The following is a 23857-nucleotide window of genomic DNA, read 5'->3' as shown; positions in this document are numbered from 1 at the left end:
TGATGAGCGACGATATCCTCCACCTCGGCTCCAGGGGCTTCACCAACCGCCTGTTCACCGGCACCGGCAAATTCGCTGCCAACACCCTGATCGCGCCGATGCTGGCGGCCAGCGGCAGCCAGATGATCACCGTCGCCCTGCGGCGGATCGACGCCAGCGGCCGCTCGGAAAACATTCTGCACCACATCCCGCCGGAGATCACCCTGCTGCCCAACACCTCGGGGGCCCGGACCGCCGAGGAGGCGGTGCGGATCGCCCGAATCGCCCGGGCGGCCGGCTGCGGCGACTACATCAAGATCGAAATCATCACCGACATGAAGTACCTGATGCCCGACGCCATCGAGACCCTGAAGGCGACCGAGATCCTCGCCGGCGACGGCTTCGTCGTCCTGCCCTACATCCTTCCCGACCTGACCCTGGCCCGGCGACTCGAATCGGCCGGGGCGGCGGCGGTCATGCCGCTGGGGGCGCCGATCGGCTCCAATCTCGGCCTCGAGACGAAGGCGTTGATCGCCCAGCTGATCGAGACCTGCCGGGTGCCGGTAATCGTCGACGCCGGCATCGGCCTGCCGTCGCAGGCGGCGGCGGCAATGGAGGTGGGGGCGGCGGCGGTGCTGGTCAACACCGCGATCGCCACCGCCGCCGATCCGGTGGCCATGGGCCGGGCCTTCGACCTTGCCGTCCGCGCCGGCCGCAGCGCCTGGCTCGCCGGACCGGCGGGGACATCGAATACCGCCAGGGCCTCGTCGCCACTGACCGGCTTTCTCGAATAGCCGCCCGCACGGGCCGCGGCAATCATCGGAGGGAATAGGAACCATGTCGTTTTATTCGTTCATCGAGCGCTTTCGCGACTTCGACTTCACCGGCTTTTTCACGTCGGTCGACGAACAGGCGGTGCAGCGCACGCTCGACCGCGAGCACCTCGACGAACTCGATCTGCTGATCCTGCTCAGTCCCGCTGCCGGCGGCTGCCTCGAGGCGATGGCGCAGAAGGCCCATCGCCTGACGGTGCAGCATTTCGGCCATACCATCCAGCTGTTCATCCCCCTCTACGTCTCCAATTTCTGCGCCAACCACTGCGCCTACTGCGGCTTCAACCGGACCAACGCCATCCACCGCCGCACTCTCAGCCTGGCGGAGATCGAGGCCGAGGCCAGGGCCATCGCCGCCACCGGGATGCAGCACATCCTCTTTCTCACCGGCGAGTCGCCGGCGGCGACGCCGATGGCCTACCTGCTCGATGTCGCCGCCTGCCTGAAGAGGCATTTCGCCTCGGTATCGATCGAGATCTTCCCGCTGGCGGAGGAGGCCTACCGCCAGCTGCGGCAGCACGGGGTGGACGGCATGACCCTGTTCCAGGAGACTTACGATGAGGCGGTCTACCGCCGGGTCCATCTCGCCGGCCGCAAGACCGATTTCCGCTGGCGCCTCGACGCCCCGGAGCGGGGGGCGCGGGCCGGATTCCGGGCGGTCAACATCGGCGCCCTGCTCGGCCTGGCCGAGCCGCGGCGCGACATCTTCTTCACCGCCCTCCACGGCCGCTGGCTGGCCGACACCTTCCTCGACACCGAGGTATCGATCTCGCTGCCCCGATTCAATCGCACCGGCACCGCCTTCCAGCCGACATGCGTCGTCGACGACCGGACCTTCGTCCAGTTCCTGACCGCCCTGCGGCTGTTCCTGCCACGGGCCGGGATCACGATCTCGACCCGCGAGAGCGCCTCGTTCCGGGACCGGCTGCTGCATCTCGGCGCCACCCGCTATTCGGCCTACTCCCGGACCGGAGTCGGCGGCTACGCCGCGGCCGAGGATCCGGACAGCCGCCAGTTCGAGATCACCGACACCCGAACGGTGAACGAGGTCATCGCGGCGATCGTCGCCGGCGGCTGCCAGCCGGTATTCAAGGATTGGGACATCATCGGATGAGAATCGCCATCGCCGGGGCCGGCGGCATCGGCTCCAACGTCGCCGTCAACCTGGTGCGGAGTGGGGTGGCATCCCTCCGGCTCGTCGATTTCGACCGGGTCGAGGCCGGCAATCTCAACCGCCAGTTCTATTTTCACGATCAGATCGGCCAACTGAAGGTCGAGGCCCTGGCGGCCAACCTCCGCCGCATCCGCCCCGACATCGATATCGAGACCGCGGCGATCCGGCTGGATAAGGGCAACTGCCTGTCGCTCCTCGGCGACTGCCCGCTGGTGGTGGAAGGACTCGATCGGGCCGGGGCCAAGAAGATGCTGCTCGAGACCCTGACCGGGAGCGTCCGGGCCGTCGTTGCGGCCTGCGGCATCGCCGGCAGCGACACCACCGGCATCCGGGTGCGCCGGCTCGGCACCTGCCATATCGTCGGCGATTTTGTCTCCGACTGCGCCGGGCAGCCTCTCTTTGCCCACAAGGTGGCGGCAGTGGCCTGCCGTATGACCGAAATCATTCTCCATGAAGGTAAATTCCATGCACAGCGATAACCCCCGCCGGGCCCTGCCGCCCGGCATCTACGGCATCACCGCCGAGAAGTACTCCCGCGGCCGCACCAATGTCGAGGTGGCGGCAGCGATGATCGCAGGCGGCATCGCCGTCCTCCAGTACCGCGAGAAACGGCCGGCCAAGAGTCACGCGGCGATGCTCGACGAATGCCGACAGATCCGCGAACTGACCCGGGAGGCCGGGATCCCCTTCATCGTCAACGACCATGTCGATCTGGCGCTGCTGGTTGATGCCGACGGCGTCCATGTCGGCCAGGACGATCTGCCGGTGGCCGAGGTCCGCCGCCTGCTCGGCCCCGACAGAATCATCGGCCTCTCGACCCACAACCCGTCCCAGGCCGCGGCTGCGGTCGAAGCCGGGGCGGATTACATCGGCGTCGGCCCGATCTTCGCCACCGCCACCAAGGAGGATGTCTGCGCCCCGGTCGGTCTGACCTACCTCGACCACATCGTCCGCTCCTGTCCCCTGCCCTTCGTCGCCATCGGCGGGATCAAGGAGCACAACCTGGCCGAGGTCGCGGCCCACGGGGCACGAACCGTGTGCCTGGTTACGGCCATCGTCGAGGCCGATGACATCGCCGCCACGATTCGCGGCCTGCGCGCCATCCTGGAGCAGGCCGGCCACCCCGTCAACTCTCACTGATCACCGATCATTCTCACCCTACAGGAGATTTTTCAATGACCACCCCCACCCAGATGGCCGCCGCCCGCCAGGGCCTTGTCACCAACGAGATGCGGCAGGTGCTGGCCGACGAACCGATCGGCGAGGCCGAACTGCTCGCCCGGGTCGCCGCCGGGATCATCGCCATCCCCGCCAACCGCAACCATACCAACCTGCGGGCCAGGGCCATCGGCGCCGGCCTGTCGACCAAGGTCAACGTCAACCTCGGGGTATCCGAGGACTGCTGCAACATCGAGGCGGAGATGGCCAAGGTCCGCCTCGCCCTCGACCTCAAGACCGACGCCCTGATGGATCTCAGCACCTGCGGCGACACCCGGGGCTTCCGGCGGCGGCTGATCGCCGCCAGCCCGATGATGGTCGGCACGGTCCCGGTCTACGACGCGGTGGCCCGCTACGGCAAGGATGTCGGCCGGATCTCGGTCGACGACTTCTTCGACGTGGTCCGCATTCACGCCGAGGACGGGGTCGATTTCATGACCATCCACGCCGGGCTGACCCGGGCGGCGGTCGAACGTCTGCGCCGCAATCCCCGCTTGACCCACGTCGTCAGCCGCGGCGGCTCACTGCTGCTGCAGTGGATGACCGAAAACGATCAGGAGAACCCGTTTTTGACCCATTACGACCGGTTGCTCGAACTGTGCCGCGAGTTCGACGTCACCTTGAGCCTCGGTGACGGCCTGCGCCCCGGCAGCCTCCACGACGCCACCGACGCCGCCCAGATCCAGGAACTGATCGTCCTCGGCGAGCTGACCCGGCAGGCCTGGCAGGCCGAGGTCCAGGTCATGGTCGAGGGGCCGGGCCATGTGCCGCTGGGCGAGGTCATCACCAACATGCAGTTGCAGAAGAAGCTGTGTCACGGCGCCCCGTTCTACGTCCTCGGGCCGCTGGTGACTGACGTCGCCCCCGGCTACGACCACATCACCTCGGCCATCGGCGGGGCCCTGGCCGCGGCCCACGGCGCCGATTTCCTCTGCTACGTCACCCCGGCCGAGCACCTGCGACTGCCGGACATGGACGACATGAAGGAGGGGATCATCGCCGCGCGGATCGCCGCCCACGCCGCCGACGTCGCCAAGGGTCTGCCCGGCGCCATCGCCTGGGACCACGAGATGAGCCGGGCCCGCAAGGACCTCGACTGGCAGCGGATGTTCGAGCTCGCCATCGATCCCGACAAGGCGCGGGCCTACCGGGCCTCGTCGCAGCCCGGCGACCAGGAGGTCTGCACCATGTGCGGCGACCTCTGCGCGGTCAGGAAGAGCCGGATGATCCTCGAAGGAAAGTAGGCAGTCGCTCAGGAAGGGGTCAATCGGTACAGCGGGGGGGGCCGACGCCGGGCGACCGGCGGCCGCCGGATCACGGCGAATCCGGGGTTGGAGGACAGCCACCGTCGTCGCCTTCCTGCTGCAGCCGGGCCGCGATCTCGTCCCGGGTCTGCTGCAGCGTCGGCCGGAACGACCCGCCGCCGTCGCTCGAGGCCAGGGTCCGGTCGAGCAGCACCAGGGCCTGACGGCGGCAGCCGCGCCGGGACAGGGCCTCCGCCAGGTTGTTGACCGCAGCGGCATGCTCCGGCTCGATCGCCAGCAGCCGCCGGTACACCATCGCCGCCTGATCCTCGTCTCCGGCAGCCAGCAGGCAGTTGCCGAGACCGAACAGGGCCACCGGCTGCCGCGGCCAGCGTGCCAGGGCAGCCTCATAGCCGCGGCGGGCGATCTGGTGTTGACCGGTGGTCTCGAAGGCGGCCACGGCCTGAAGATAGCCGATCGGCTCGTCCACCGCCGGCAGTTCACCGGGACGCAGCAGGACCATGCCCCAGTTGTCCGCCCGCCCCCAGGTTGCCAGAAACCGGCGGCCATCCATCACCAGCCGCGGCTGTTCTCCGGAGCGCAGCACCACCCGATCGCCGGGCAGAAGCCCGACCACCACCGCATAATGATAGGCCGGCAGCCACGTCATCCCGAGGTTCTGCAGCACCAGGACCGGTCTGCCGGCAGCCAGTTCCGCGGCGATGGCGGCGGCTTCCGGCTTGATGGGGTAGGGAATGCGCCCCGACCTTCTCGCCGCGGCGATCATCTCCAGCTGCAGGCTGCCCCGACGGCCGGGGACAAAGAGCAGCGGGGTGAGATCATCGGGCTGGACCTTCTCTCCCGAGTGATGCAGAACCATGGCCAGGGCCGCCGGTCCGCACTGAAAATCCCGCTGCCCGAAAAAAACGACCTCCTCCAGCTCGATGCCCGGCGAACCGGAATGAAGGGAGAAGGAGGCCTGCCTGGAGCCGGCGCAGGCCGACAGGAGAAGACAGGACAACAGCAGCGGAACGACCGATCGATACCGTTGCGTCACCTAGATCTTGTGGAAAATATTGATGATCCCGGTCAGTTCGAGAATGAGCAGGATGAGAAAGACGATGCCGATGACCTCGAGGGCGCCGGCGCCGGCCGGCAAGGCATCGATCCGGTTCTGCAGTTGCAGCGCCTCGGCCGGTGTCAGGGCGGCCACCCGCGCCCGGGCCTGATCCGGATCGACGCCGAGGCTGACGAGCCTGGCCCTGACATCGTCACGGTCGAGTACCGTCTGCAACTGTTCCTTGGCGGTCGGCGTTTGCGCGGTGAGGTAGGTGTCGGTGCCGATGACGGCGGCCCTGGCGGCAGGAAGCAGGCTCATCGTCACCAGCAGCACCGTGACGAGCGAAATGACCGCACCTTTCCAGATTCCGGTAAGCATGGTGGTCCTCCAGATGGAATTGGTGGAATGCCCGGCAGTATGATCCCGTATTCCAGACCTCGCCGGATCCTTTTCACTCTGCAGGCTAGCCGAAAGAAATGCCTGAGGCAAGCGGTTTCTCCGGCGATTCCGGCCGGACAGTGGCCGGAGAAAGGGCGGAAAATCCCCCCACCGATGAATAACAGGGGAAAGGGTGAGTTCCATTTGGTATAGTTCCAATCATGAAACCCCTATGGAACTACAAGGATATCTTCGATCTCGAGTTTTTTTTCCACAAAGACTCGACCATGCGGAACGAATCTTTGGTTCAACGGGATCGTGATGTCTATCTCCACCATATTGAACCGACCCTGGCGACGCCGGCCACCGCCCAGGACCCCGGCCTGCTCCTCCATCGCTGGCTCGAGCACCGGCGGCAGACGGAATTCGGCGCCAGGGGCAGCCTGAGCCCCGGCACTCTGTTCATCGAGTCCCGCCGGACCTTGAGACTGGTCATTCTGGTCTTCGGCCTCTTTTCCGGCTCGATCGTCGGCCTCGGCTTCTTCAACTACGCCGGCACGACCCCGGTCAACATCTTTTCCTTCCTCGTTTTCTTCATCTTCACCCAGGTCCTCGCCCTCATCGCCCTTCTGATGTCGGCGGCTCTGCGGTCACTGCTACGGCGCCGCACGATCCCGCCGCCGCTGGCGGTTCGACTGATTGCCGACCTCATCACCAGGACCATCCTCTGGGGCCACCGCAACCTTCTCGGCAGGATGTGGGCGGATTCGCGAGACAGTCTCGCCGCCTCCATCGGGCTGCTCAAGAGTACGCAGAAGATCTACGGCTCGCTCTTCTTCTGGCCGCTGTTCGCCCTGCTGCAGGTCTTCGCCATCGCCATGAACGCCGGGCTGCTGGCGGCGACGCTGTTCCGGATCCTGACCAGCGACATCGCCTTCGGCTGGCAGTCCACCGTCCAGTTCAGCGCCCAGGCCCTGCACCGGCTCGTCGCCCTGATTGCCCTGCCCTGGTCATGGTGCTTTCCCGAGGGCGTCGGCTACCCGACACTGACCGCCATACAGGGCAGCCGGATCATTCTCAAGGATGGCATTTCGACGCTTGCCACCGGCGATCTGGTCTCCTGGTGGCCCTTTCTCGTCCTCTGCCTGCTCGTTTACGGCCTGCTCCCCCGCATCATTCTTCACGTCGTCGCCCTGATCATGCAGCGCCGCTGCCTCAACCGTCTCAACCTCCGCCACCCGCCGTGCCTCAACCTGCTGCAGCGGATGCAGACCCCGATGGTCTCGACCCAGGCCGCCCCGGAGCCGCGGCCGCCGGCCACGGAACTCGTATCGGAAACGGTCGCCGCCGGCGACAAGGTTACGCCGCCGATGCGGCGCCGGACGATGCTGGCGCTTATTCCCGACGACATCTACCCCGCGTTCACGGAGGACGAAATCCCCGACCTTCTCGACAACCGCGGTTACAGCCACTCCGGTACCGTCAGGTTCATGGAAAATTACGAAAAAGACCGGGAAGTCCTGGACGTCCTCCGCCGGCATGACTGGACAGGCGACTGCGGCATACTCATCTTCATGGAATCCTGGATGCCGCCGCTGATCGCCTTCCTCTCCTATCTCGGCGAGATCCGGCAGAGCGTCGGAGCGGATATCCCGATTGTCATCGAACTCCTCGGCCGGTCGACCCCGGCTGTTTCCGCTCTCGAGATCTCAGAGGGAGACTGGCTGATCTGGCACCGGAAAATCACCGCCCTCGGCGACCCATTCACAAACCTCGCCCCCAGGCAGGTCCAGCCGGCGGTCGAGGCCGCCCCGGCGCCGCCTCCAACCTTCATCCTCGGAACCGGAACCGATGACACCTGAAATCGCCATCATGGGCCATCCCAACGAGGGCAAATCCTCAGTCCTCTCGACACTCGCCGAGGATGATTCGGTGCGGGTCAGCCCAACACCCGGCGAGACCACCCGCTGCCGGACCTTCCCGGTCGTCATCGACGGCCGCGAGGTCCTGCGCTTCACCGACACCCCCGGTTTTCAGAACCCCGGTCGGGTCCTCACCATGCTCAACAGACTCTCCGGCGACAGCGGCGACATCATCAGGCAGTTCCGGGAACAGGCCAGGACCATTCCCGAGCTGAGCGATGACCGCGAACTGCTGCTGCCGGTCGAACGCGGCGCCGGCATCATCTACGTCGTCGACGGTTCGCGCCCGGTCCGCAATGTCGACCGCGAGGAGATGGAGATCCTGCGCCTCACCGGGCGGCCACGGATGGCGATCATCAACTGCAAGGATGAAGATGATGCGTTTCTCCAGTCCTGGAAGGATGAATTCCGCAAAACCTTCAACGCCAACCGGGTATTCAACGCCCATCGGGCCACCTATGCCGAGCGGATCCTGCTGCTGACGGCCCTGCAGTCGATCGACCAGGACTGGCAGCCGGTGATCGGTCAGGTCATCGCCGCCTTTCAGCGCGACTGGACGGCACGCAACCGGGCCACCGCCGACCACATCATCACCATGCTCGGCGACTGCCTCCGTCACCGCCTGACCGTCGAGGCGGGAGAAGAAACTGCCGATCGCGGCCGGGAGGAGGAACTGGTCCGACAGTTCAACCGCAGCCTGGCGGAGATGGAGAGGCGGACCCATGACAAGATCAGGGGCCTGTTCAAGCACCACATCTTCGACTACCGTCTTCCCCCCCGTTCAATCCTGCACGAGGACCTGTTCAACGAACGGACCTGGCAGGTCCTCGGCCTGTCGAAAAAGCAGCTGGCGATCATCGGCGGCCTCAGCGGGGCCGCCGTCGGCGCCGGGCTCGATGCCGCCCATGCCGGACTCAGCATGGGGGTCTACGCCGCCCTGGGCGGGGCCATCGGCGCCCTCGGGGCGATCATCGGCGGCGAGACCGTTTCGGCCAACGCCTCCTTCATGGGAATCAAACTGGGGGGGCAACAACTGCAGATCGGCCCGGTCAACTCGATCAACCTGCTCCTCGTCCTGCTCAACCGGGCCCTGCTGTTCTATTCCCATACCATCAACTGGGCCCATGGCCGCCGGGATTATGACAAGGCGGGAGCCCCGGCGGGACCGGCGCCGGACCAGATGGGTTTCACCAGGAACTGGTCCCCAGCCCGAATCAGGATCTGCAACGCCTTTTTCAAGGCCCTGCAGCAGGAAGGGGGAGGCGACGCGCTGCAGGCGGAAAGTGATCTGCGCCACCTGCTGGAAGAGGTGTTGCTGGAGATATCGCAGCAGGAGTAGCCGCTCGCGGCGCCCGCCCGCCCGGCGGCAGGCCGCCATTGGGGGTGTGACCATGGAACACTGCATCACCACCGAAAGACACCCGATCAAACTGTGGCTGCGGGATATCGACGAGGACACCCTGACCCAGGCCAGAAATCTCGCTTCCCTGCCCTTCATCCACAGTCATATCGCGATCATGGCCGACGCCCATGTCGGCTTCGGCATGCCGATCGGCGGCGTTGCCGCGACCCGGGACGTCGTGATCCCGAACGCCGTCGGCGTCGATATCGGCTGCGGGGTCTGTGCCGTCCGAACCTCGCTGACCGCGATGAACCGGGAGACCCTCAAGTCCGTCCTCGGCGCCATCCGCCTGGCGATCCCGGTCGGCTTCGCCCATCACCGGCAGAAACAGGATGCCAGGCAGATGCCGACGCCGGGGATCGATATCGCGGCCCTGCCGGTCGTCAGCCGCGAATACGACAGCGCCCTGACCCAGATCGGCACCCTCGGCGGCGGCAACCACTTCATCGAGATCCAACAGGCCGACGACCGCCATATCTGGATCATGATCCATTCCGGCAGTCGCAACCTCGGCTTCCGGGTGGCCAACCACTACAACGACCTGGCGATCGAACTGGACCGCAGGAAGGGCAGCGGTTTCGGCGCCGACCGGCAGCTGGCCTTCCTGCCGCTCGATCTGCCCGCGGCCCTGCAATACCTCCAGGAGATGCGGTACTGCGTCGAATTCGCCCGGGCCAACCGACGGTTGATGATGATGCGGGTCGAAGATATCCTGCAGCACTACTGCGCCCCGGTTTCCTTCGCCCCGCCGATCGACGTGGCCCATAACTACGCCGCCCTCGAGACCCATTTCGGCCGCGAGGTCCTCGTTCACCGCAAAGGGGCGACCAGGGCCGGCCGCGGGGAGACCGGGATCGTCCCCGGCTCCCAGGGAACGGCCAGCTATATCGTCAGGGGACTGGGCAACAGCGAAAGTTTCTCTTCCTGTTCGCACGGCGCCGGCCGCCGGCTCGGCCGTCGTCAGGCGCAGCGGCAGCTCGATCTCAGGGCGGAAATTCAACGACTGGAAGAGCGGCAGATCCTGCACGCCATCCGGGGTCGGAGGGACCTGGAGGAGGCAGCCGGGGCCTACAAGGATATAGAGATGGTGATGGCCAATCAGCGGGACCTGGTGGAGATCGAGACCAGGCTGCAGCCGCTGGCGGTCATCAAGGGATAGGACTCGGGGCAGGTTACGGGGCGAGGCGTTCGATTTTCCAGTCGCCGCCGCCATCCCTGCGGGTATAGAGGAAGCGGTCGTGGAGGCGGTTCTTGCGGCCCTGCCAGAACTCGACCTCCTCCGGCCGCACCCGGTATCCGCCCCAGAAGGAGGGGAGGGGCACCTTGCCCTCGCCGATCTTGCGCTTCATCTCCTGGAACTTCTGCAGCAGCATCCGCCGCGACGACAGGGCATGGCTCTGGCTCGACACCCAGGCCGCGACCTGGCTGTCCTTGGGCCGGGTCATGAAATAGCGGGCCGATTCGACGGCCGAGATCCGGCTGGCGATGCCGCTGATCCGGACCTGGCGCTCCAGCTCGAGCCAGAGGAAGAGGAGGCTGACCCGGGGATTGACCGCCATTTCCCGGGCCTTCCGGCTTTCATAATTGGTGAAGAAGACCAGCCCGCTGTCGTCGTAGTATTTCAGCAGCACCGCCCGCTGACTCGGCTGGCCGTTGGCATCGACGGTCGCCAGGACCATGGCCGTGGGTTCGGCGATCTCGGCGGCCCGGGCCTGTTCGAACCAGGTCGTAAACTGCCGGACCGGTTCGGGGGCGAGGCTCGACCGCGACAGCCCGCCCTTCAGGTAATCACGGCGAAAACGGCTCAGATCCACGTCTCACCCAACTCGTGCCGCTCTGTCCCGCCATTCCCGCCAGGCAATCCATTGGAGTTCAACCGTTGACGACCTTGATCCCTTCGAGCCGCCAGTCCTGAGTACCGGTAGGGCGCGCCCACGTCCACTCCTCCTCGAATTTCACCGGCGTGGTCATGCTGCCGGCAACGACTTCGCTGGTCTTCTCATCGACCGTGTAATCGAGGAGGTTGGCAAGGAAATGGACGGTGACGAAATCCTCCCGGCCGTCGCTGCCGGCGGCGGTAATCTCCACCCGGCGGATGGCGATGCTCTCGAGCTTGTTGATATGCCCGAGACGGCGCATCTCCGCGAATTCCTGCTCGTACTCTTCTGCCAGCTGGGTCCCGAGGAGATGGCGATAGGAATCGAGATCGCGCCGCATCCAGCCGGCCTGGACCTGAAAGAAGACATCCGAGGCGACCTCGGTGAAATATTTCGGGTCAAAGGTGCGGTCGGTCCGCTGGAGCTCGGCCAGGCCGTCATCAAGAGAGGCCACCGATCCCGACGGCGGTGGGGGGGAAGCGGACGGCATCGGAAAGCCGCCACCGCCAACCGGGCCGCGCTGACTGCCCGGGAAAGCGCCCGACGGCGACGAACCGGAACGCGATGCCGACATCTTACGATAGAGGAAATAGGCGACACCGGCCAACAGCAGAATCGGCAGAATGCCCATGCCGCTGCCCGGCGCCCCGAACATCGAGCCGAACAGCAGGCCGCCCAGGGCCCCGCCGACCAGGCCGCCCATCAGGCCCCGGCTGAAACTGCCGCTCCGGTTGGTCGTCGCCCCCGGCTGGGTATTCTGGACCGGGGCCTTTTTCGGGGCCGTACTGAACGATCTGCCGCCGCCCCTGGAGCGGGCGTCAGCCGTGTCAGGCACAAATCCCGTCTCGATCAGCGACACGGCAAAGAACACAAGCAGCAGCGGCAGCATTTTTGTCCATATGGAATACATAGCAATATCCTTCAATTCAGGTTGGCTGGATGTCGCAGGAGGCGACCTTCAGTACGAGGTCAGCAGTGTAACAGGAGGCCGCCGATTTGTCATGCGAAAACGGGGATGGCAGACTGGGTGGGCGATACCGGGTGAAGCCGAAGAAGATGACAATGGCTGGTCCTGGTTGCGGCGATCATCCTCGGGGCAGACCTCGGCAGCACAGGACGCTGGCCATTTACCCGGGCCCGGTTTATAGTGACCACCATTTCACGGCGCCCTCTGCTATCCAGGATATCGAAACACGCCGGCCGTCTCATCGCCATGGCCGGAATCAACGCCGGGCATGGGTCCGGCCGCGCCCTTCGCCCCGACAGGTCAACGACAATGCTGCTCCTTCATCCCCCCACCGCCAAACCCGGCGAACCGCCGGCCGCCCTTGCCCACCTGGCCGCGGCGCTGCGCGGCAGCAACCACCGCTGCCGGGTCTGCGACATGAATCTCGAAGGGATGCTCCATGTCCTCGGCTCCGCCCCGCCGGCCACCGACACCTGGAGCCGACGGGCCGGCCGGGACCTTGCCGCCAATATCGCCGCCCTGCAGGGCCCTGAACTCTACCGCATCCCGGCCCGTTACCAGCGGGCGGTCAGGGACTGCAACCGGGTCCTGGAGGCCGCCGGCAGAACACATGGATTGCTGCTGTCGTTCGCCAACTACCAGGACGAGACCCTCTCGCCGACCGTCAGCGACGACCTGATCACGGCAGCCCATCGCTTCCGGCAGAATATTTTCTACCCGTACTTTTCCAGACGCCTGACACAATTGCTGGAGGACGAAACCCCGACGTTGATCGGCCTGTCGCTGCAGTATCTCGGTCAGGCCCTCACCACCTTCGCCATCATCGGTTTTCTCCGGGCACAGGCCCCGACGATTCCGATCGTCCTCGGCGGCGGTCTGGTGACGACCTGGCTGCGCAACCCATCCTGGCGCAACCCGTTCACCGGCCTGGTCGATCATCTCGTCGCCGGGCCCGGGGAGGGGCCGCTTCTCGCCCTGCTCGGGCCGCCCCAACCTTGTCGCCTGGAGATTCCCGATTACACCGGGCTCGGAGACCTCCCCTATTTCGCCCCCGGCTTCATCCTGCCCTACGCCGCCTCATCCGGGTGCTATTGGCGGAAATGCTCCTTCTGCCCCGAAACCAGCGAGGCAAACCCCTATCTCCCTCTCACCCCGCCGACAGTCATGGATCAGCTCGACAGCCTGGTGACGGCCTGGCGGCCCCGGCTCCTGCACTTTCTCGACAACGCCGTCAACCCGGCGGTCATGCGGGCCCTGACCGACCGGCCGCCGGGGATTCCATGGTACGGCTTCGCCCGTCTCGACGACCGCCTGACCGATCGCGAGTACTGCCGGCAGCTGCGGCAGGCCGGGTGCGTCATGCTCAAGCTCGGCATCGAGTCGGGATCGCAGCAGGTGCTGGACGGCATGAACAAGGGGATCGACATCAAAAAGGTTGCAACGGCGCTGGAGGCGCTGGCCGCAGCCGGTATTGCGACCTATGTCTACCTGCTGTTCGGCACTCCCGGCGAATCGATGGATGAGGCCAGGGAAACACTGGCCTTCGTCGCCGACCACCACCGGCTGATAACCTTCCTCAACCTCGCGATCTTCAATCTGCCGGTCGGCAGCCGGGAGGCCGCCGGCCTGGAGATCACCACCAGGCACCAGGGCGACCTCACGCTCTACCATGACTTTCGTCACCCACGAGGGTGGGGACGACGGGAGATCCGCCGTTTCCTCGACCGTGAGTTCAAGAACCGGCCGGCCATCCGGACCGTCCTCCAGCGCGACCCGCCCTTCTTCACCTCCAACCACGCCCCGTTCTTCGCCGGTCCGGCCGGCAGGCCCGGAATTTAACCGATCGCCACCAGCTCGATTTCGAAGATCAAGTCCTTGCCGGCAAGCGGAGGATTGGCGTCGAGGGTGATATGGCTGTCGGTGATCTCGGTGACGACCACCCGGATCACTTCGCCGTTGGCGCCGCCCATCTCCAGGCGCATGCCCAGTTCCGGATCCAGTCCCGGCGGCACGTGTTCGAGCGGCGTGGTGATCACCATCTGATCGTTGCGGGCGCCATAGGCCTTATCGACCGGAATATGGACGGTCTTCGTTTGGCCGGTCGCCATGCCGACGACCGCCTCGTCGAAGCCGGGAATGACCTGGCCGCTGCCGACGGTGAATTCGAGCGGATTCTTGCCGGCGGAGCTGTCGAAGACCGTCCCGTCCTCCAGCCTGCCGGTGTAATGGACCTTCACATTGTCGCCTTTTCTTGCTTCCGTCATTTCTATACCCCTCAGTTCTTCAGGTTATGCAACTGTTCCTACAGGTTGTTGCCGAATGAAAGGGACCAAATATAGCACAGCAACGGAGTGAAAGATACCTCTAACGTTTTTGCCGCTCCCCCGCCACCGTCGTACGGCAGCGCCCCTCGCCAATCCTCCACCGCTGTTTTTGTTCTTTTTCTTTCCGGCCGGTTGTAGTAATTTTTACCCGGAACAGTGCTTCCCTGCCCCCGGCCGGCAACCATCCGGATCAGCTTTGCCCGCCCGATCCCTCCCGTCACCAGGAATATACAGAGGCCATGAACAAGACCAAGATCATCGCCACCCTCGGTCCCCGCAGCCAGACGGAGGACGAGGTCTTCGCCTTCATCAATGCCGGCATGAATGTCGCCAGGATCAATCTCTCCCACGGCGACCGCCAGACCCACGAGCGGCTCATCGACCTGGTGAAGAAGGCCAGACGCCGGGCCGGTACCGACACCGCCATTCTGCTCGACACCCGCGGTCCGGAGATACGGGTCGGCGACCTGAAGGCCGATATGATCCTGGAAGACGGCCAGGAGCTGACCATCACCTCGGCCCCCGCCACCTGCTCTGGGCCCCGTATCAGTGTCAATTATCCGGAATTCGCCGCCCAGATCCAGGAAGGGCACACGATTCTCCTCGACGACGGCAAGCTCGCTCTCACCGTCATCCGGATCGAGGGCGGCGACGTCATCACCCGGGTGGTCGCCGGCGGCCGTCTGATGAGCCGCAAACGGGTCAGTCTGCCCGACACCGTCGTCAATCTGCCGTCTCTCACCACCGAGGATATCGACGATATCATCTTCGGGATCGCCAGGAATGTCGATTTCATTGCCGCCTCGTTCGTGCGCAGCGCCGACGATGTCTGGGAAGTTCGCCGGATCATCGAGGAACACGGCGGTCGGCAGGCGATCATCGCCAAGATTGAAAACCGCCAGGGTGTCGACAACCTCGACGAAATTCTCGAAGCGGCGGAGGGGTTGATGGTCGCCCGCGGCGACCTGGGGGTCGAGATGCCGGCGGAAGAGGTGCCGATCATCCAGAAACGGATCATCCACCGTGCCAATCTCGCCGGCAAACCGGTGATCACCGCCACCCAGATGCTGGAGTCGATGATCACCAGCCCAACCCCGACCAGGGCCGAGGCCAACGATGTGACGAACGCGATTTTCGACGGCACCGACGCGGTGATGCTCTCGGCCGAAACGGCGACCGGACGCTACCCCGTCGAGGCCATCCGTTTCCTCACCCGCTGCGCCAGGATCTCGGAACAGAACCTCGATTACGACGCCATTCTCGCGGCCGGCCTGCGCCACCGCCGCCAGGTCGTCACCGACTCGATATCCTACGCCTGCTGCGCCACTGCCGCCGATCTCGACGCCGCGGCAATCATCACCGCCACCTCCTCCGGGTCCACCGCCAGGATGGTCGCCCGGCACCGGCCCAAGGCCCCGATCATCGCCGTCAGCCCGCAACTGGAAACGATCCGCCAACTCCAATTGATCCGGGGGGTGGCGCCGCTGTACTGCGCTTCGGCCTCGACGATGGACGAACAGCTCGATCGGGCCATCCACATCGCCACCCAGGCCCAGTTCATCGTCAACGGCGACCTGGTCGTAATCACCGCCGGCATGCCGCTGCAGACGCCGGGCACCACCAACATGCTCAAGGTCCACACCGTCGCCGATATCTGCGTCTCCGGCCAGGGGATCGGCTCGGCCACCGCCCACGGCCTGGTGCGGATCATCGAGACCGACAGCGACTGGGACAACCTGCCGGAGGAGGTCATCGTCGTCGTCTCGTCGACCAAACCGGCAATGCTCGAACACCTCGGCCGGGTCAAGGGGATCATCGCCGAACAGCCGGGCCTGACCTCGCATGCGGCGATCGTCGGCCGGGAACTCGGGATCCCGGTGGTCTGCAACATCCCCGACGCCACCTCGATCTTCGAAAACGGGCAACTGATCACGATCAACGGCACCACCGGCCATATCTGCTATGGATCTTCCTGCTCATGAACCGCAATCGGGTCATCGTCATCGGTGGCGGACCTGCCGGGCTGATGGCTGCCGGCGAGGCCGCCGCAGCCGGAAGAGAGGTGCTGCTCCTCGAAAAGATGGCCAAACCGGGCCGCAAACTCGGCATCACCGGCAAGGGCCGCTGCAACCTCACCAACATTGCCGATCTTTCCGATTTTATAAAACATTTTGGAGACAATGGGCGTTTTCTGCACCAGGCATTCGCCCGTTTTTTCTCGCCGGAGCTGATCGCTTTCTTTGAACGGCAGGGGCTGGCACTGAGCACTGAACGAGGCGGGCGGGTGTTTCCCACCTGCGGCAAGGCCCTCGAGGTGCTGAAGGTTCTGCGGCAATGGGCCGAGCGGCAGGGGGTCGAGATCCGTTGCTCGACCCCGGTCGAGTCGCTGGCCATCGACAACGGCCGCATCCACGGCGTCTACAGCAAGGGGGAACTGATCGAAGGCGGCAAGGTCGTCCTCGCCACCGGCGGCGCCTCGTATCCCCGCACCGGATCGACCGGCGACGGCTATCGGTTGGCGGGACAGGCGGGACACAGCATCGTCGCGATCCGCCCCGCCCTGGTGCCGCTGGAGTCGGAAGGGGCCTTAGTGAAGAGGTTGGCCGGACTCAGCCTCAAAAATATCGAGGCCCGGGTTTTTATCGACGGCAAACGGCAGTACCAGGATTTCGGCGAACTGTGCTTCACCAGCTTCGGGGTGAACGGCCCGCTCGTCCTGTCGTTCAGCCATCTGGCCGTCGACAGTCTGCGACAAGGGAAAAAGGTGGCCCTCGCCATCGACCTCAAACCGGCGTTGTCCGAGGCCAAACTCGACCTGCGGCTGCAAAGGGATTTCACCGGCCGCGGCGGCGAGCCGGCCGCCAGCGTCCTCAGGGCGCTGCTGCCCCGGGAAATGGTACCGATCTGCCTGCAACAAAACGGGATTGATGCGAAAAAAGCTGCCGGCACGATCAGCAACGAAGAACGGAAAAAACTGATCGTCTGGCTGAAGAATTTCCGTCTGCCCATCACCGGCCACCGTTCCTTCGACGAGGCCATCGTCACCGCCGGCGGGGTCGATCTGCGGGAAATCGATCCGCGGACCATGGAATCCCGGTTGACCAAGGGGCTCTTCATCGTCGGCGAACTGCTCGATCTCCATGCCGATACCGGCGGCTACAACCTCCAGGCCGCCTTCTCCACCGGCTGGATGGCCGGCCAGGAAGGTCACTGAAAGGTCATTGTCCGGACGCGTCCGGTTGCCACTCGGGATCAGCGCAGCAGGGAAATGAAATCCTCGAATACCACCCCGATCGGGATGGCGAAGCCGATACCTTCGGTATCCTTGAGGATCATCGTATTGACCCCGAAGACATAGCCCTGCTCATCGATCAACGGTCCGCCGCTGTTGCCCGGATTGATCGCGGCATCGGTCTGCAGCAGAACGCTGCCGTCGTCCGGTCGCTCCCGGTAACCGGAAAAGATCCCCGAGGTCACGGTATGGCGCAGGCCGACGGGGCTGCCGATCGTGTAGACCTTTTCGCCCTGCTGCAGCCGCCGGCCCATCGGGTCTCTCCGCAGATACGGGTTGTCGATGGTGTGCAGGGCCAACAGGGCCAGATCATGGCTGCTGCTGACCTGCAGGAAATCGGCCGTCATCTCCCGGCCGTCGGCGAGAACGATCTTGATATCGGAAGGGTAGATCCCTTTTTCCATCGCCGCGACCTGTGTTTCACCGGCTTCGAGCTGCGGCAGGATCCGGGCCAGTTCACCCTCACGGGTCTCGAGGATCAAAGCCAGCTGTTTGCGTGACGGTCCTTCCGGCAGCCTCCCCATCTCCTGCCGCAGCTGCTCCAGTTTCTCCTTTTCCAGTTCGACGAGCCGGCGGAAGGTTTCCACCTTCGATCTGGCCTCGGTCAGCGCCTCCTGGTCGACCTCGACCACATGGCGGTTGGTGACGATATAGTTTTTATTGACGAAAAATCCCGAACCGGTTCCCCACGGGGTTTCGATCGAAACCGTGGCATTGCGGGCCTCCTCGATCGAACTTCCACGCTCGGCAACCGCCTCGCTGCCGGCCGCAACCGTCGCCGGCGGCGGTGGTTTCTCCTCTGCCGCCGACGGCGCCGGGATCGCGCTCTGCTGCCGGACCGGCGGCACCGGCGATGACTGCTCTTCTGCCGGCCGAACCAGATAATACGTCAACCCGGCGGTCACGAGCATAAGCAGGACAACGCCCCCCAGCTTCAGACCGGTGGCTGACCCCCTGCCGGCGGCGGCCGCCGCCTCCTGCTCCTGCCGCCGGGCCTGGTGTTGCCGATAACGGGCGAAAATCAGCCCGCATCCGGCGCATTCAACCGGGTCAGTCTGCTCATGGGAGCATTTCGGACACCGGATCGTCTTCTTTCCCATCTTTTCCTCTCCATGTGGTGCCGGCCCCCGGATCGCCATCGTTCAGCCACGCGCTTCGGCAAGATCAACCCATTTCCCGCCGGTCATCGCCTCGAGCTGATACGGGTCGACGGCGAAGACGGCAAAAGGGGTCCCGGCCGCCGCCCAGACGACCTCATGGTTCCTCAGATCCGGATCGAGCAGAGTCACCAGAACCGTATCATGGCCGGCCGGAGGGATGCCGCCGATGGCGAAACCGACTTTGGCCTTGACGAATCGAGCGTCAGCCCGTCTGAGCCGCAGACCTGTCGCCCGCTCGATCTTGAGCAGGTCGACGCGATTTTCGCCGGAAGCGACGACGAGGACAGCCTCACCGGAAAAGGCCTCCTCAAACACCAGGGATTTGGCAATCTGGGCGACACGGCAACCGATGGTCGCGGCAGCCTCCTGCGCCGTCCGCGTCGATCCCGGCAGTTCCCTGACATCGCAGGGAAATCCACGGCCGGCAAGAAAGGTCTGGACCCGTTGGGCGCTATCATGGAGCAGTGATGTCATCCGCCCTCCACAGAATTGAGTTTTCCGTCTCCGGAAGACTTTTTCGGAGTATTGGTATAGATTAATGTGACGCAGGCAGTCCGGCAATTTCGTCTGCTATCAAGCCGTTGCAAGCTTACCAGGAGAAGGATATACCATGCAACAGATACAAATTACCGACAGCCTCTTTCTGCCGGAACGGGAAATCGAGTTCACGTCGATCCGGGCCCAGGGGGCCGGCGGCCAGAACGTCAACAAGGTGTCGAACGCGGTGCACCTGCGATTCGACATCCTGCGCTCGTCACTGCCCGATCTCTACAAGCAGCGTCTGCTGGCCATGCGCGACCACCATATCACCGCCGACGGCATGATCATCATCAAGGCCCAGGAATACAGGAGCCTGGAAAAGAATCGCGAGGCGGCGATCACCCGTCTGGCCGAGCTTATACGTCAGGCTGGGACTGTCAGGAAGACCCGTCGCCCGACCCGACCGACGCCGGCGGCGAAACAGCATCGGCTCAAGGCCAAGATCAGGCGGGGATTGACCAAAGCGCTCCGCAAAAAGCCCGAATGATCCTCGAAGAAACGAAAGCCAGGCCCCGGTAGCCAGGCGGTGCATGACACGGGCGTTTTGCTCTTTGCGACAGTCAGGACAGGCGTCAGGGCCAAGGTCTTCCTGGCCTGCGACGGGACGTCGACGACCAGGGTGATTGCGGTTTTCAGGGCAGGGATCGACACTCCCGGCAACGAAGGATAGGGTTGCACGCCTGACGATATTCATTGCCCAATCAATCCAGACCGGGTATATTAAGTGGTTCAACTCATGAGTGTCGGGCCAGAAAGCGATGCACCGCAATAACGGACTTGGAACTGGACAGACACGCACCGGATCAGCGCCGGAGATATCGATTCTCGCGGAGGCCGGCAGCACCACAGGCTGAAACCTCCCTCTTTTTATTCATATCCCGCTCATCCTCACTCCGCAGCGACACGGCAGTTTTTACCGCTGCGGGTCTCCCAGTACCACCGAAGGAACTCGCATGTCCGCAGACAACAACGCCACACCCATGTTCTCCGACCTCCAACTCAGCAGCCCCCTGCTCCAGGCCCTCGAAGATGCCGGCTATGAAAGCCCGACGCCGATCCAGAGCCGGATGATTCCCCACATGCTCGCCGGTCGCGACGTCGTCGGTCAGGCCCAGACAGGCACCGGCAAGACCGCCGCCTTCGCCCTGCCGCTCTTGATGCACCTCAAGACGGAGAAGCAGGTTCGCCCGCAGATCCTCGTCCTCGCCCCGACCCGGGAGCTGGCCCTCCAGGTGTCCGACTCCTTTCAGCAGTATGGCCGCCATCTCGACAACTTCCGTTCCCTGGCGATCTTCGGCGGCCAGGACTACGGGGTCCAGCTGAGCGCGCTCAAGCGCGGCGTCCAGGTCATTGTCGGCACCCCTGGCCGGGTGATGGATCACATCCGCCGCGGCAGCCTCAATCTGCAGCATATCCACGGTCTGGTCCTCGACGAGGCCGACGAGATGCTGAAGATGGGCTTCATCGACGATGTCGAGTGGATCCTCGAACAGATCCCGGCCTCCCGCCAGATCGCCCTCTTTTCCGCTACCATGCCCCAGAGCATCCGGCGGATCGCCCAGAAACATCTGTCGTCGCCGGTTGAGATCACCATCGAGACCACAGCCGTCACCGCCCCGATGATCAACCAGCGCTATATCTCCGCCAACGGCTATGCCAGAAAACTGGAGGCGCTGCAGCGCCTGCTCGAGGTCGAGTCGTTCGATGCCATGCTGGTCTTCGTCAGGACCAAACTGCAGACCATGGAACTGGCGGAGGCCCTGGCCGACAAAGGCTATGCCTGCGCCCCTTTAAGCGGGGATATCCAGCAGGCCAACCGCCTGCGGACCATCGACCAGCTCAAGAGCGGCCGTATCGACATCCTCGTCGCCACCGACGTCGCCGCCCGTGGCCTCGATGTCGAGCGGATCAGCCATGTCGTCAACTTTGACATCCCCTTCGACGCCGAGGCCTACATCCACCGGGTCGGCCGCACCGGCCGGGCCGGCAGGAGCGGCGAGGCCATCCTCTTCGTCCATCCCCGCGAACAGCGGATGCTCGGCGCCATTGAAAAACTGACGCGACAGAAGATCGCGCCGATGGACATGCCCTCGGCCCGTTCGATCAACGAGCAGCGGATCAGAAAATTCAAGAGCCGTATCAGCGGCGCCCTCGAGGCCGACAGCACCATGTTCCAGACGATCATCCGCGATTACCAGCAGGAATACGGCACCGACCCGCTGCTGCTGGCGGCAGCCCTGGCCCGCCTGGTTCACGGCGACCGGCCGTTCTTGATGGACGAGACGGAAACGCGCCGGGAAAGGAAGGCCAAACCGGCCGCCGGTCGCACTGACAGGCCGATGGGCCGCAGGGAGACCGAACGTCCGGGGAAAAGAGCGATCACCCTTCCCGCCGACGAGGCGATGGAACGTTATCGTCTCGAGGTCGGCCTGCGTCACGGAGTCAAGCCCGGCAACATCGTCGGGGCGATCGCCAACGAGGCCGACATCGAGAGCCGCCATATCGGTCAAATCTCGATTTTCGACGACTACAGCACCGTCGAGCTGCCCTACGGCATGCCCGTAGAGGTCTTTCGCCTGCTGCAGAAGGTGCGGATCAACGAACGGCCCATGCACCTCAGCCGGATTGAAGCCTCCGCGCCGGGGGCGAAAAGAGGCGCGAGGCAGGGGCAGCCCGACAGGAAGAACCCGGCGAACAAAACGCCCCGGAACCGCGGCAAGAACCAAAGACCGGGTCAGCAGCCTGCCTGAAAGATCGCCGCCGGCCCATGCTGCAACACACCTTCTGCCATATCCCCGGACTGGGGCCGAAGACGGAACGCCGGCTGTGGCAGTCCGGAATCAACAGCTGGGACGATTGGCGGGATCCGCCACCGGTGGCGATGAAAACCGCCTGCCCGGTCGAGATTCCAGAACTCCTCGCTTCATCCCGCCAGGCCCTGGCCGCCGATCCGTCATTTTTCACCGGCCGGCTGGCGGCAAGCGAGCACTGGCGGATATTTCCCCACTACCGGGATGCCACCGCCTACCTCGATATCGAGACCACCGGCCTGGCCGAGGCAGCCGAGATCACCACGATCGCCGTCTACGACGGCGACGAGGTCACGACCTTCGTCAACGGCGAGGACCTGCACCTCTTCCCGGCGTTCATCGACCGCTTCCAGGTCCTCGTCACCTATAACGGCAAGGGATTCGATGTCCCGTTCCTGGAACGTTTTTTCCGCATCCGGCTGACCCAGGCCCAGATCGATCTGCGCTATGTCCTGGCCCGGCTCGGATTCAAGGGCGGCCTGAAGGGTTGCGAACGGGGGCTGGGAATCAACCGCGGCGCCCTCGACGGGGTCGACGGTTATTTTGCCGTCCTGCTGTGGAATGAGTACCGCCACACGGGTGACCGGCGGGTGCTGGACACCCTGCTCGCCTACAATATCGAGGACACGGTCAACCTCGAACGCCTGGCGGTCGAGGCCTACAACCGGAATGTGGCGGCAACGCCGTTCGCCGCCGAACTGAGTCTCGACTGGCCGGTCCCGCCAATGCTGCCGCACAGCCCCGATCTGGAGGTGATCGACCGGGTGCAGCGGAGATATCGCTCAGGCTGGTGAAGACTGCCCGCCGAAGGCCACCGCCTGGCGATAGGTCATCATCGTCCCGCCGAAGATGTCGAGGGCGCTGCCGATCGTGAAGTCAAGCCGCCCCCGCCCCTTCTCCCGCAGCAGCACCAGATCATCGGTGTGACGGATGCCGCCGGCATAGGTCGTCGGCACCGGACTGAAAGCCCCGAGCAGCTCGATCAGGCCGATCTCGATCCCGCCGCATTTCCCCTCGACATCAGCGGCATGAATCAGAAATTCATCGCAGCTGCGACCGAGGTCGTCGAGCACCGCAGCGGAAATGACAACATCGGTGAACTTCTGCCACCGGTCGGTCACGATGAGATAGTCGTCACCCCGCCGGCGGCAACTGAGATCGAGGACCAGCCGCTCCCTGCCGACCTTGCGCACCAGCGCGGCCAGGCGGTCGCGGTTGATCACCCCGTGGTCGAAGACGTAGGAGGTGACGATGACGTGGGAGGCCCCGTGGTCGAGCCAGGACCCGGCGTTGTCGGCGGTGATCCCGCCGCCGATCTGCATTCCTCCCGGCCAGGCGGCCAGGGCCGACAGCGCCGCCTCATCGTTGCCCGGACCGAGCTTGATGATATGCCCCCCCGCCAGCCGGTCGGCGCGGTACAGGGCGGCAAACCACGCTGCCGGCTTGTCGGCGACGAAGTTGGTCTGCAGGCTGTCGGGATTGCCGTCGTCAAGACTGGAACCGACTATCTGTTTCACCCGGCCCTGGTGCAGATCGATACATGGCCTGAATTTCATTACGGCATCCCCATACGCAAAAAAAAATCTGATTACCACTGAAACTCAGCCTCGACAGATTTATCCGTGATGGGACTCTATCTGTCCTACCAACCATGGTAAGGTACTCTCTCAGAACAAC

Annotated in this window: 22 protein-coding genes; 14 read left to right on the top strand and 8 right to left on the bottom strand. The window is 64.6% G+C overall.

Annotated features, from left to right (window positions below; all coding sequences use genetic code 11):
- Positions 1–2 precede the first annotated feature (2 nt).
- From HNQ81_RS13895 to thiC, 5 genes are read left to right on the top strand one after another with little or no spacing between them, the layout of a single operon-like run.
- Positions 3–773 (top strand): thiazole synthase, encoded by a 771-nt coding sequence (locus HNQ81_RS13895; RefSeq protein ID WP_221270884.1) that lies wholly within the window; start codon positions 3–5, stop codon positions 771–773.
- Positions 774–816: 43 nt separating this feature from the next.
- Entirely contained in the window at positions 817–1926 is a 1110-nt protein-coding gene (gene thiH / locus HNQ81_RS13890; protein WP_183351908.1) for a 2-iminoacetate synthase ThiH, read from the top strand.
- Positions 1923–2465 (top strand): sulfur carrier protein ThiS adenylyltransferase ThiF, encoded by a 543-nt coding sequence (gene thiF / locus HNQ81_RS13885; RefSeq protein ID WP_183351907.1) that lies wholly within the window; start codon positions 1923–1925, stop codon positions 2463–2465. The genes thiH and thiF overlap by 4 nt, the downstream gene beginning before the upstream one ends.
- Positions 2452–3126, top strand: coding sequence for a thiamine phosphate synthase (gene thiE / locus HNQ81_RS13880; RefSeq protein ID WP_183351906.1), 675 nt, complete (start codon positions 2452–2454; stop codon positions 3124–3126). The genes thiF and thiE overlap by 14 nt, the downstream gene beginning before the upstream one ends.
- Positions 3127–3161: 35 nt before the next feature.
- The gene (thiC, locus tag HNQ81_RS13875; RefSeq protein WP_183351905.1) at positions 3162–4448 is read left to right on the top strand and encodes a phosphomethylpyrimidine synthase ThiC; all 1287 of its coding nucleotides are present in this window, start codon (positions 3162–3164) and stop codon (positions 4446–4448) included.
- Positions 4449–4518: 70 nt separating this feature from the next.
- Here thiC and HNQ81_RS13870 read toward each other — a convergent pair whose 3' ends face one another.
- Both HNQ81_RS13870 and HNQ81_RS13865 read right to left on the bottom strand, forming a co-directional pair.
- Positions 4519–5505 carry a PA2778 family cysteine peptidase gene (locus HNQ81_RS13870; RefSeq protein WP_183351904.1) on the bottom strand — a complete coding sequence of 329 codons (987 nt, stop codon included), beginning with the start codon at positions 5503–5505 and terminating at the stop codon, positions 4519–4521.
- Positions 5506–5886: a PA2779 family protein gene (locus HNQ81_RS13865; protein ID WP_183351903.1), complete on the bottom strand. Its 381-nt coding sequence runs from the start codon at positions 5884–5886 to the stop codon at positions 5506–5508.
- Between the two features lie 221 nt (positions 5887–6107).
- Here HNQ81_RS13865 and HNQ81_RS13860 point away from each other — a divergent pair, with 221 nt between their 5' ends.
- Genes HNQ81_RS13860 through HNQ81_RS13850 form a run of 3 tightly spaced genes read left to right on the top strand, consistent with a single transcriptional unit; the run spans position 6108 to position 10369 of the window.
- On the top strand, positions 6108–7748 hold the full coding sequence (locus HNQ81_RS13860) for a DUF2868 domain-containing protein (RefSeq protein WP_183351902.1): 1641 nt from the start codon (positions 6108–6110) through the stop codon (positions 7746–7748).
- Positions 7738–9147, top strand: a complete 1410-nt coding sequence (locus tag HNQ81_RS13855; protein ID WP_183351901.1) for a GTPase/DUF3482 domain-containing protein — start codon at positions 7738–7740, stop codon at positions 9145–9147. The genes HNQ81_RS13860 and HNQ81_RS13855 overlap by 11 nt, the downstream gene beginning before the upstream one ends.
- A gap of 52 nt (positions 9148–9199) precedes the next feature.
- Entirely contained in the window at positions 9200–10369 is a 1170-nt protein-coding gene (locus tag HNQ81_RS13850) for an RtcB family protein (RefSeq protein ID WP_183351900.1), read from the top strand.
- A gap of 13 nt (positions 10370–10382) precedes the next feature.
- Here the strand turns inward: HNQ81_RS13850 and pdxH are convergent, their stop codons facing one another.
- Positions 10383–11024, bottom strand: a complete 642-nt coding sequence (gene pdxH / locus HNQ81_RS13845) for a pyridoxamine 5'-phosphate oxidase (protein WP_183351899.1) — start codon at positions 11022–11024, stop codon at positions 10383–10385.
- A gap of 58 nt (positions 11025–11082) precedes the next feature.
- Positions 11083–11997 carry a Tim44 domain-containing protein gene (locus tag HNQ81_RS13840; RefSeq protein ID WP_183351898.1) on the bottom strand — a complete coding sequence of 305 codons (915 nt, stop codon included), beginning with the start codon at positions 11995–11997 and terminating at the stop codon, positions 11083–11085.
- A gap of 366 nt (positions 11998–12363) precedes the next feature.
- Between HNQ81_RS13840 and HNQ81_RS13835 the strand changes: the two genes are divergently transcribed.
- The gene (locus HNQ81_RS13835) at positions 12364–13893 is read left to right on the top strand and encodes a B12-binding domain-containing radical SAM protein (RefSeq protein WP_183351897.1); all 1530 of its coding nucleotides are present in this window, start codon (positions 12364–12366) and stop codon (positions 13891–13893) included.
- On the opposite strand, the gene HNQ81_RS13830 is transcribed toward HNQ81_RS13835, so the two are convergent.
- Positions 13890–14318 carry an FKBP-type peptidyl-prolyl cis-trans isomerase gene (locus HNQ81_RS13830; RefSeq protein ID WP_183351896.1) on the bottom strand — a complete coding sequence of 143 codons (429 nt, stop codon included), beginning with the start codon at positions 14316–14318 and terminating at the stop codon, positions 13890–13892. The genes HNQ81_RS13835 and HNQ81_RS13830 overlap by 4 nt on opposite strands.
- 299 nt (positions 14319–14617) lie before the next feature.
- On the opposite strand from HNQ81_RS13830, the gene pyk reads away from it, so the two are divergent.
- Both pyk and HNQ81_RS13820 read left to right on the top strand, forming a co-directional pair.
- Positions 14618–16360: a pyruvate kinase gene (pyk, locus tag HNQ81_RS13825; protein ID WP_183351895.1), complete on the top strand. Its 1743-nt coding sequence runs from the start codon at positions 14618–14620 to the stop codon at positions 16358–16360.
- The gene (locus HNQ81_RS13820) at positions 16357–17592 is read left to right on the top strand and encodes a BaiN/RdsA family NAD(P)/FAD-dependent oxidoreductase (protein ID WP_183351894.1); all 1236 of its coding nucleotides are present in this window, start codon (positions 16357–16359) and stop codon (positions 17590–17592) included. Before pyk ends, HNQ81_RS13820 begins: the two co-directional genes overlap by 4 nt.
- A 38-nt stretch (positions 17593–17630) precedes the next feature.
- Here the strand turns inward: HNQ81_RS13820 and HNQ81_RS13815 are convergent, their stop codons facing one another.
- On the bottom strand, positions 17631–18770 hold the full coding sequence (locus HNQ81_RS13815) for a trypsin-like peptidase domain-containing protein (RefSeq protein WP_183351893.1): 1140 nt from the start codon (positions 18768–18770) through the stop codon (positions 17631–17633).
- Between the two features lie 42 nt (positions 18771–18812).
- Positions 18813–19304, bottom strand: a complete 492-nt coding sequence (locus tag HNQ81_RS13810; RefSeq protein WP_183351892.1) for a YbaK/EbsC family protein — start codon at positions 19302–19304, stop codon at positions 18813–18815.
- 136 nt (positions 19305–19440) lie between these two features.
- Here HNQ81_RS13810 and arfB point away from each other — a divergent pair, with 136 nt between their 5' ends.
- The 3 genes from arfB to HNQ81_RS13795 all read left to right on the top strand — a co-directional run bounded on the left by arfB (position 19441) and on the right by HNQ81_RS13795 (position 22974).
- Complete coding sequence (gene arfB, locus HNQ81_RS13805) at positions 19441–19857, top strand: alternative ribosome rescue aminoacyl-tRNA hydrolase ArfB (protein WP_183351891.1); 417 nt, start codon at positions 19441–19443, stop codon at positions 19855–19857.
- A gap of 466 nt (positions 19858–20323) precedes the next feature.
- Positions 20324–22120 carry a DEAD/DEAH box helicase gene (locus tag HNQ81_RS13800; protein ID WP_183351890.1) on the top strand — a complete coding sequence of 599 codons (1797 nt, stop codon included), beginning with the start codon at positions 20324–20326 and terminating at the stop codon, positions 22118–22120.
- Between the two features lie 17 nt (positions 22121–22137).
- Positions 22138–22974 (top strand): ribonuclease H-like domain-containing protein, encoded by an 837-nt coding sequence (locus HNQ81_RS13795; protein ID WP_183351889.1) that lies wholly within the window; start codon positions 22138–22140, stop codon positions 22972–22974.
- Here the strand turns inward: HNQ81_RS13795 and hisA are convergent.
- A complete protein-coding gene (hisA, locus tag HNQ81_RS13790) occupies positions 22963–23736 on the bottom strand; it encodes a phosphoribosylformimino-5-aminoimidazole carboxamide ribotide isomerase (RefSeq protein WP_183351888.1) in 774 nt (257 codons plus the stop codon). The genes HNQ81_RS13795 and hisA overlap by 12 nt on opposite strands.
- Between the last annotated feature and the right edge of the window lie 121 nt (positions 23737–23857).

Source organism: Desulfoprunum benzoelyticum, assembly GCF_014201505.1.
In the GTDB taxonomy this organism is placed as follows: Bacteria; Desulfobacterota; Desulfobulbia; order Desulfobulbales; family Desulfocapsaceae; genus Desulfoprunum; species Desulfoprunum benzoelyticum.
The sequence above is the reverse complement of the archived record's forward strand: the minus strand, read 5'-3'. Positions and strand labels throughout refer to the sequence as shown.

Bases quoted from the DNA above. Each gene is read 5' to 3' on its own strand.
- HNQ81_RS13895 (WP_221270884.1), top strand. From the start codon at position 3: ATGAGCGACGATATCCTCCACCTCGGCTCCAGGGGCTTCACCAACCGC.
- thiH (WP_183351908.1), top strand. From the start codon at position 817: ATGTCGTTTTATTCGTTCATCGAGCGCTTTCGCGACTTCGACTTCACC.
- thiF (WP_183351907.1), top strand. From the start codon at position 1,923: ATGAGAATCGCCATCGCCGGGGCCGGCGGCATCGGCTCCAACGTCGCC.
- thiE (WP_183351906.1), top strand. From the start codon at position 2,452: ATGCACAGCGATAACCCCCGCCGGGCCCTGCCGCCCGGCATCTACGGC.
- thiC (WP_183351905.1), top strand. From the start codon at position 3,162: ATGACCACCCCCACCCAGATGGCCGCCGCCCGCCAGGGCCTTGTCACC.
- HNQ81_RS13865 (WP_183351903.1), bottom strand. From the start codon at position 5,886: ATGCTTACCGGAATCTGGAAAGGTGCGGTCATTTCGCTCGTCACGGTG.
- HNQ81_RS13860 (WP_183351902.1), top strand. From the start codon at position 6,108: ATGAAACCCCTATGGAACTACAAGGATATCTTCGATCTCGAGTTTTTT.
- HNQ81_RS13855 (WP_183351901.1), top strand. From the start codon at position 7,738: ATGACACCTGAAATCGCCATCATGGGCCATCCCAACGAGGGCAAATCC.
- HNQ81_RS13850 (WP_183351900.1), top strand. From the start codon at position 9,200: ATGGAACACTGCATCACCACCGAAAGACACCCGATCAAACTGTGGCTG.
- HNQ81_RS13840 (WP_183351898.1), bottom strand. From the start codon at position 11,997: ATGTATTCCATATGGACAAAAATGCTGCCGCTGCTGCTTGTGTTCTTT.
- HNQ81_RS13835 (WP_183351897.1), top strand. From the start codon at position 12,364: ATGCTGCTCCTTCATCCCCCCACCGCCAAACCCGGCGAACCGCCGGCC.
- HNQ81_RS13830 (WP_183351896.1), bottom strand. From the start codon at position 14,318: ATGACGGAAGCAAGAAAAGGCGACAATGTGAAGGTCCATTACACCGGC.
- pyk (WP_183351895.1), top strand. From the start codon at position 14,618: ATGAACAAGACCAAGATCATCGCCACCCTCGGTCCCCGCAGCCAGACG.
- HNQ81_RS13820 (WP_183351894.1), top strand. From the start codon at position 16,357: ATGAACCGCAATCGGGTCATCGTCATCGGTGGCGGACCTGCCGGGCTG.
- HNQ81_RS13815 (WP_183351893.1), bottom strand. From the start codon at position 18,770: ATGGGAAAGAAGACGATCCGGTGTCCGAAATGCTCCCATGAGCAGACT.
- HNQ81_RS13810 (WP_183351892.1), bottom strand. From the start codon at position 19,304: ATGACATCACTGCTCCATGATAGCGCCCAACGGGTCCAGACCTTTCTT.
- arfB (WP_183351891.1), top strand. From the start codon at position 19,441: ATGCAACAGATACAAATTACCGACAGCCTCTTTCTGCCGGAACGGGAA.
- HNQ81_RS13800 (WP_183351890.1), top strand. From the start codon at position 20,324: ATGTCCGCAGACAACAACGCCACACCCATGTTCTCCGACCTCCAACTC.
- HNQ81_RS13795 (WP_183351889.1), top strand. From the start codon at position 22,138: ATGCTGCAACACACCTTCTGCCATATCCCCGGACTGGGGCCGAAGACG.
- hisA (WP_183351888.1), bottom strand. From the start codon at position 23,736: ATGAAATTCAGGCCATGTATCGATCTGCACCAGGGCCGGGTGAAACAG.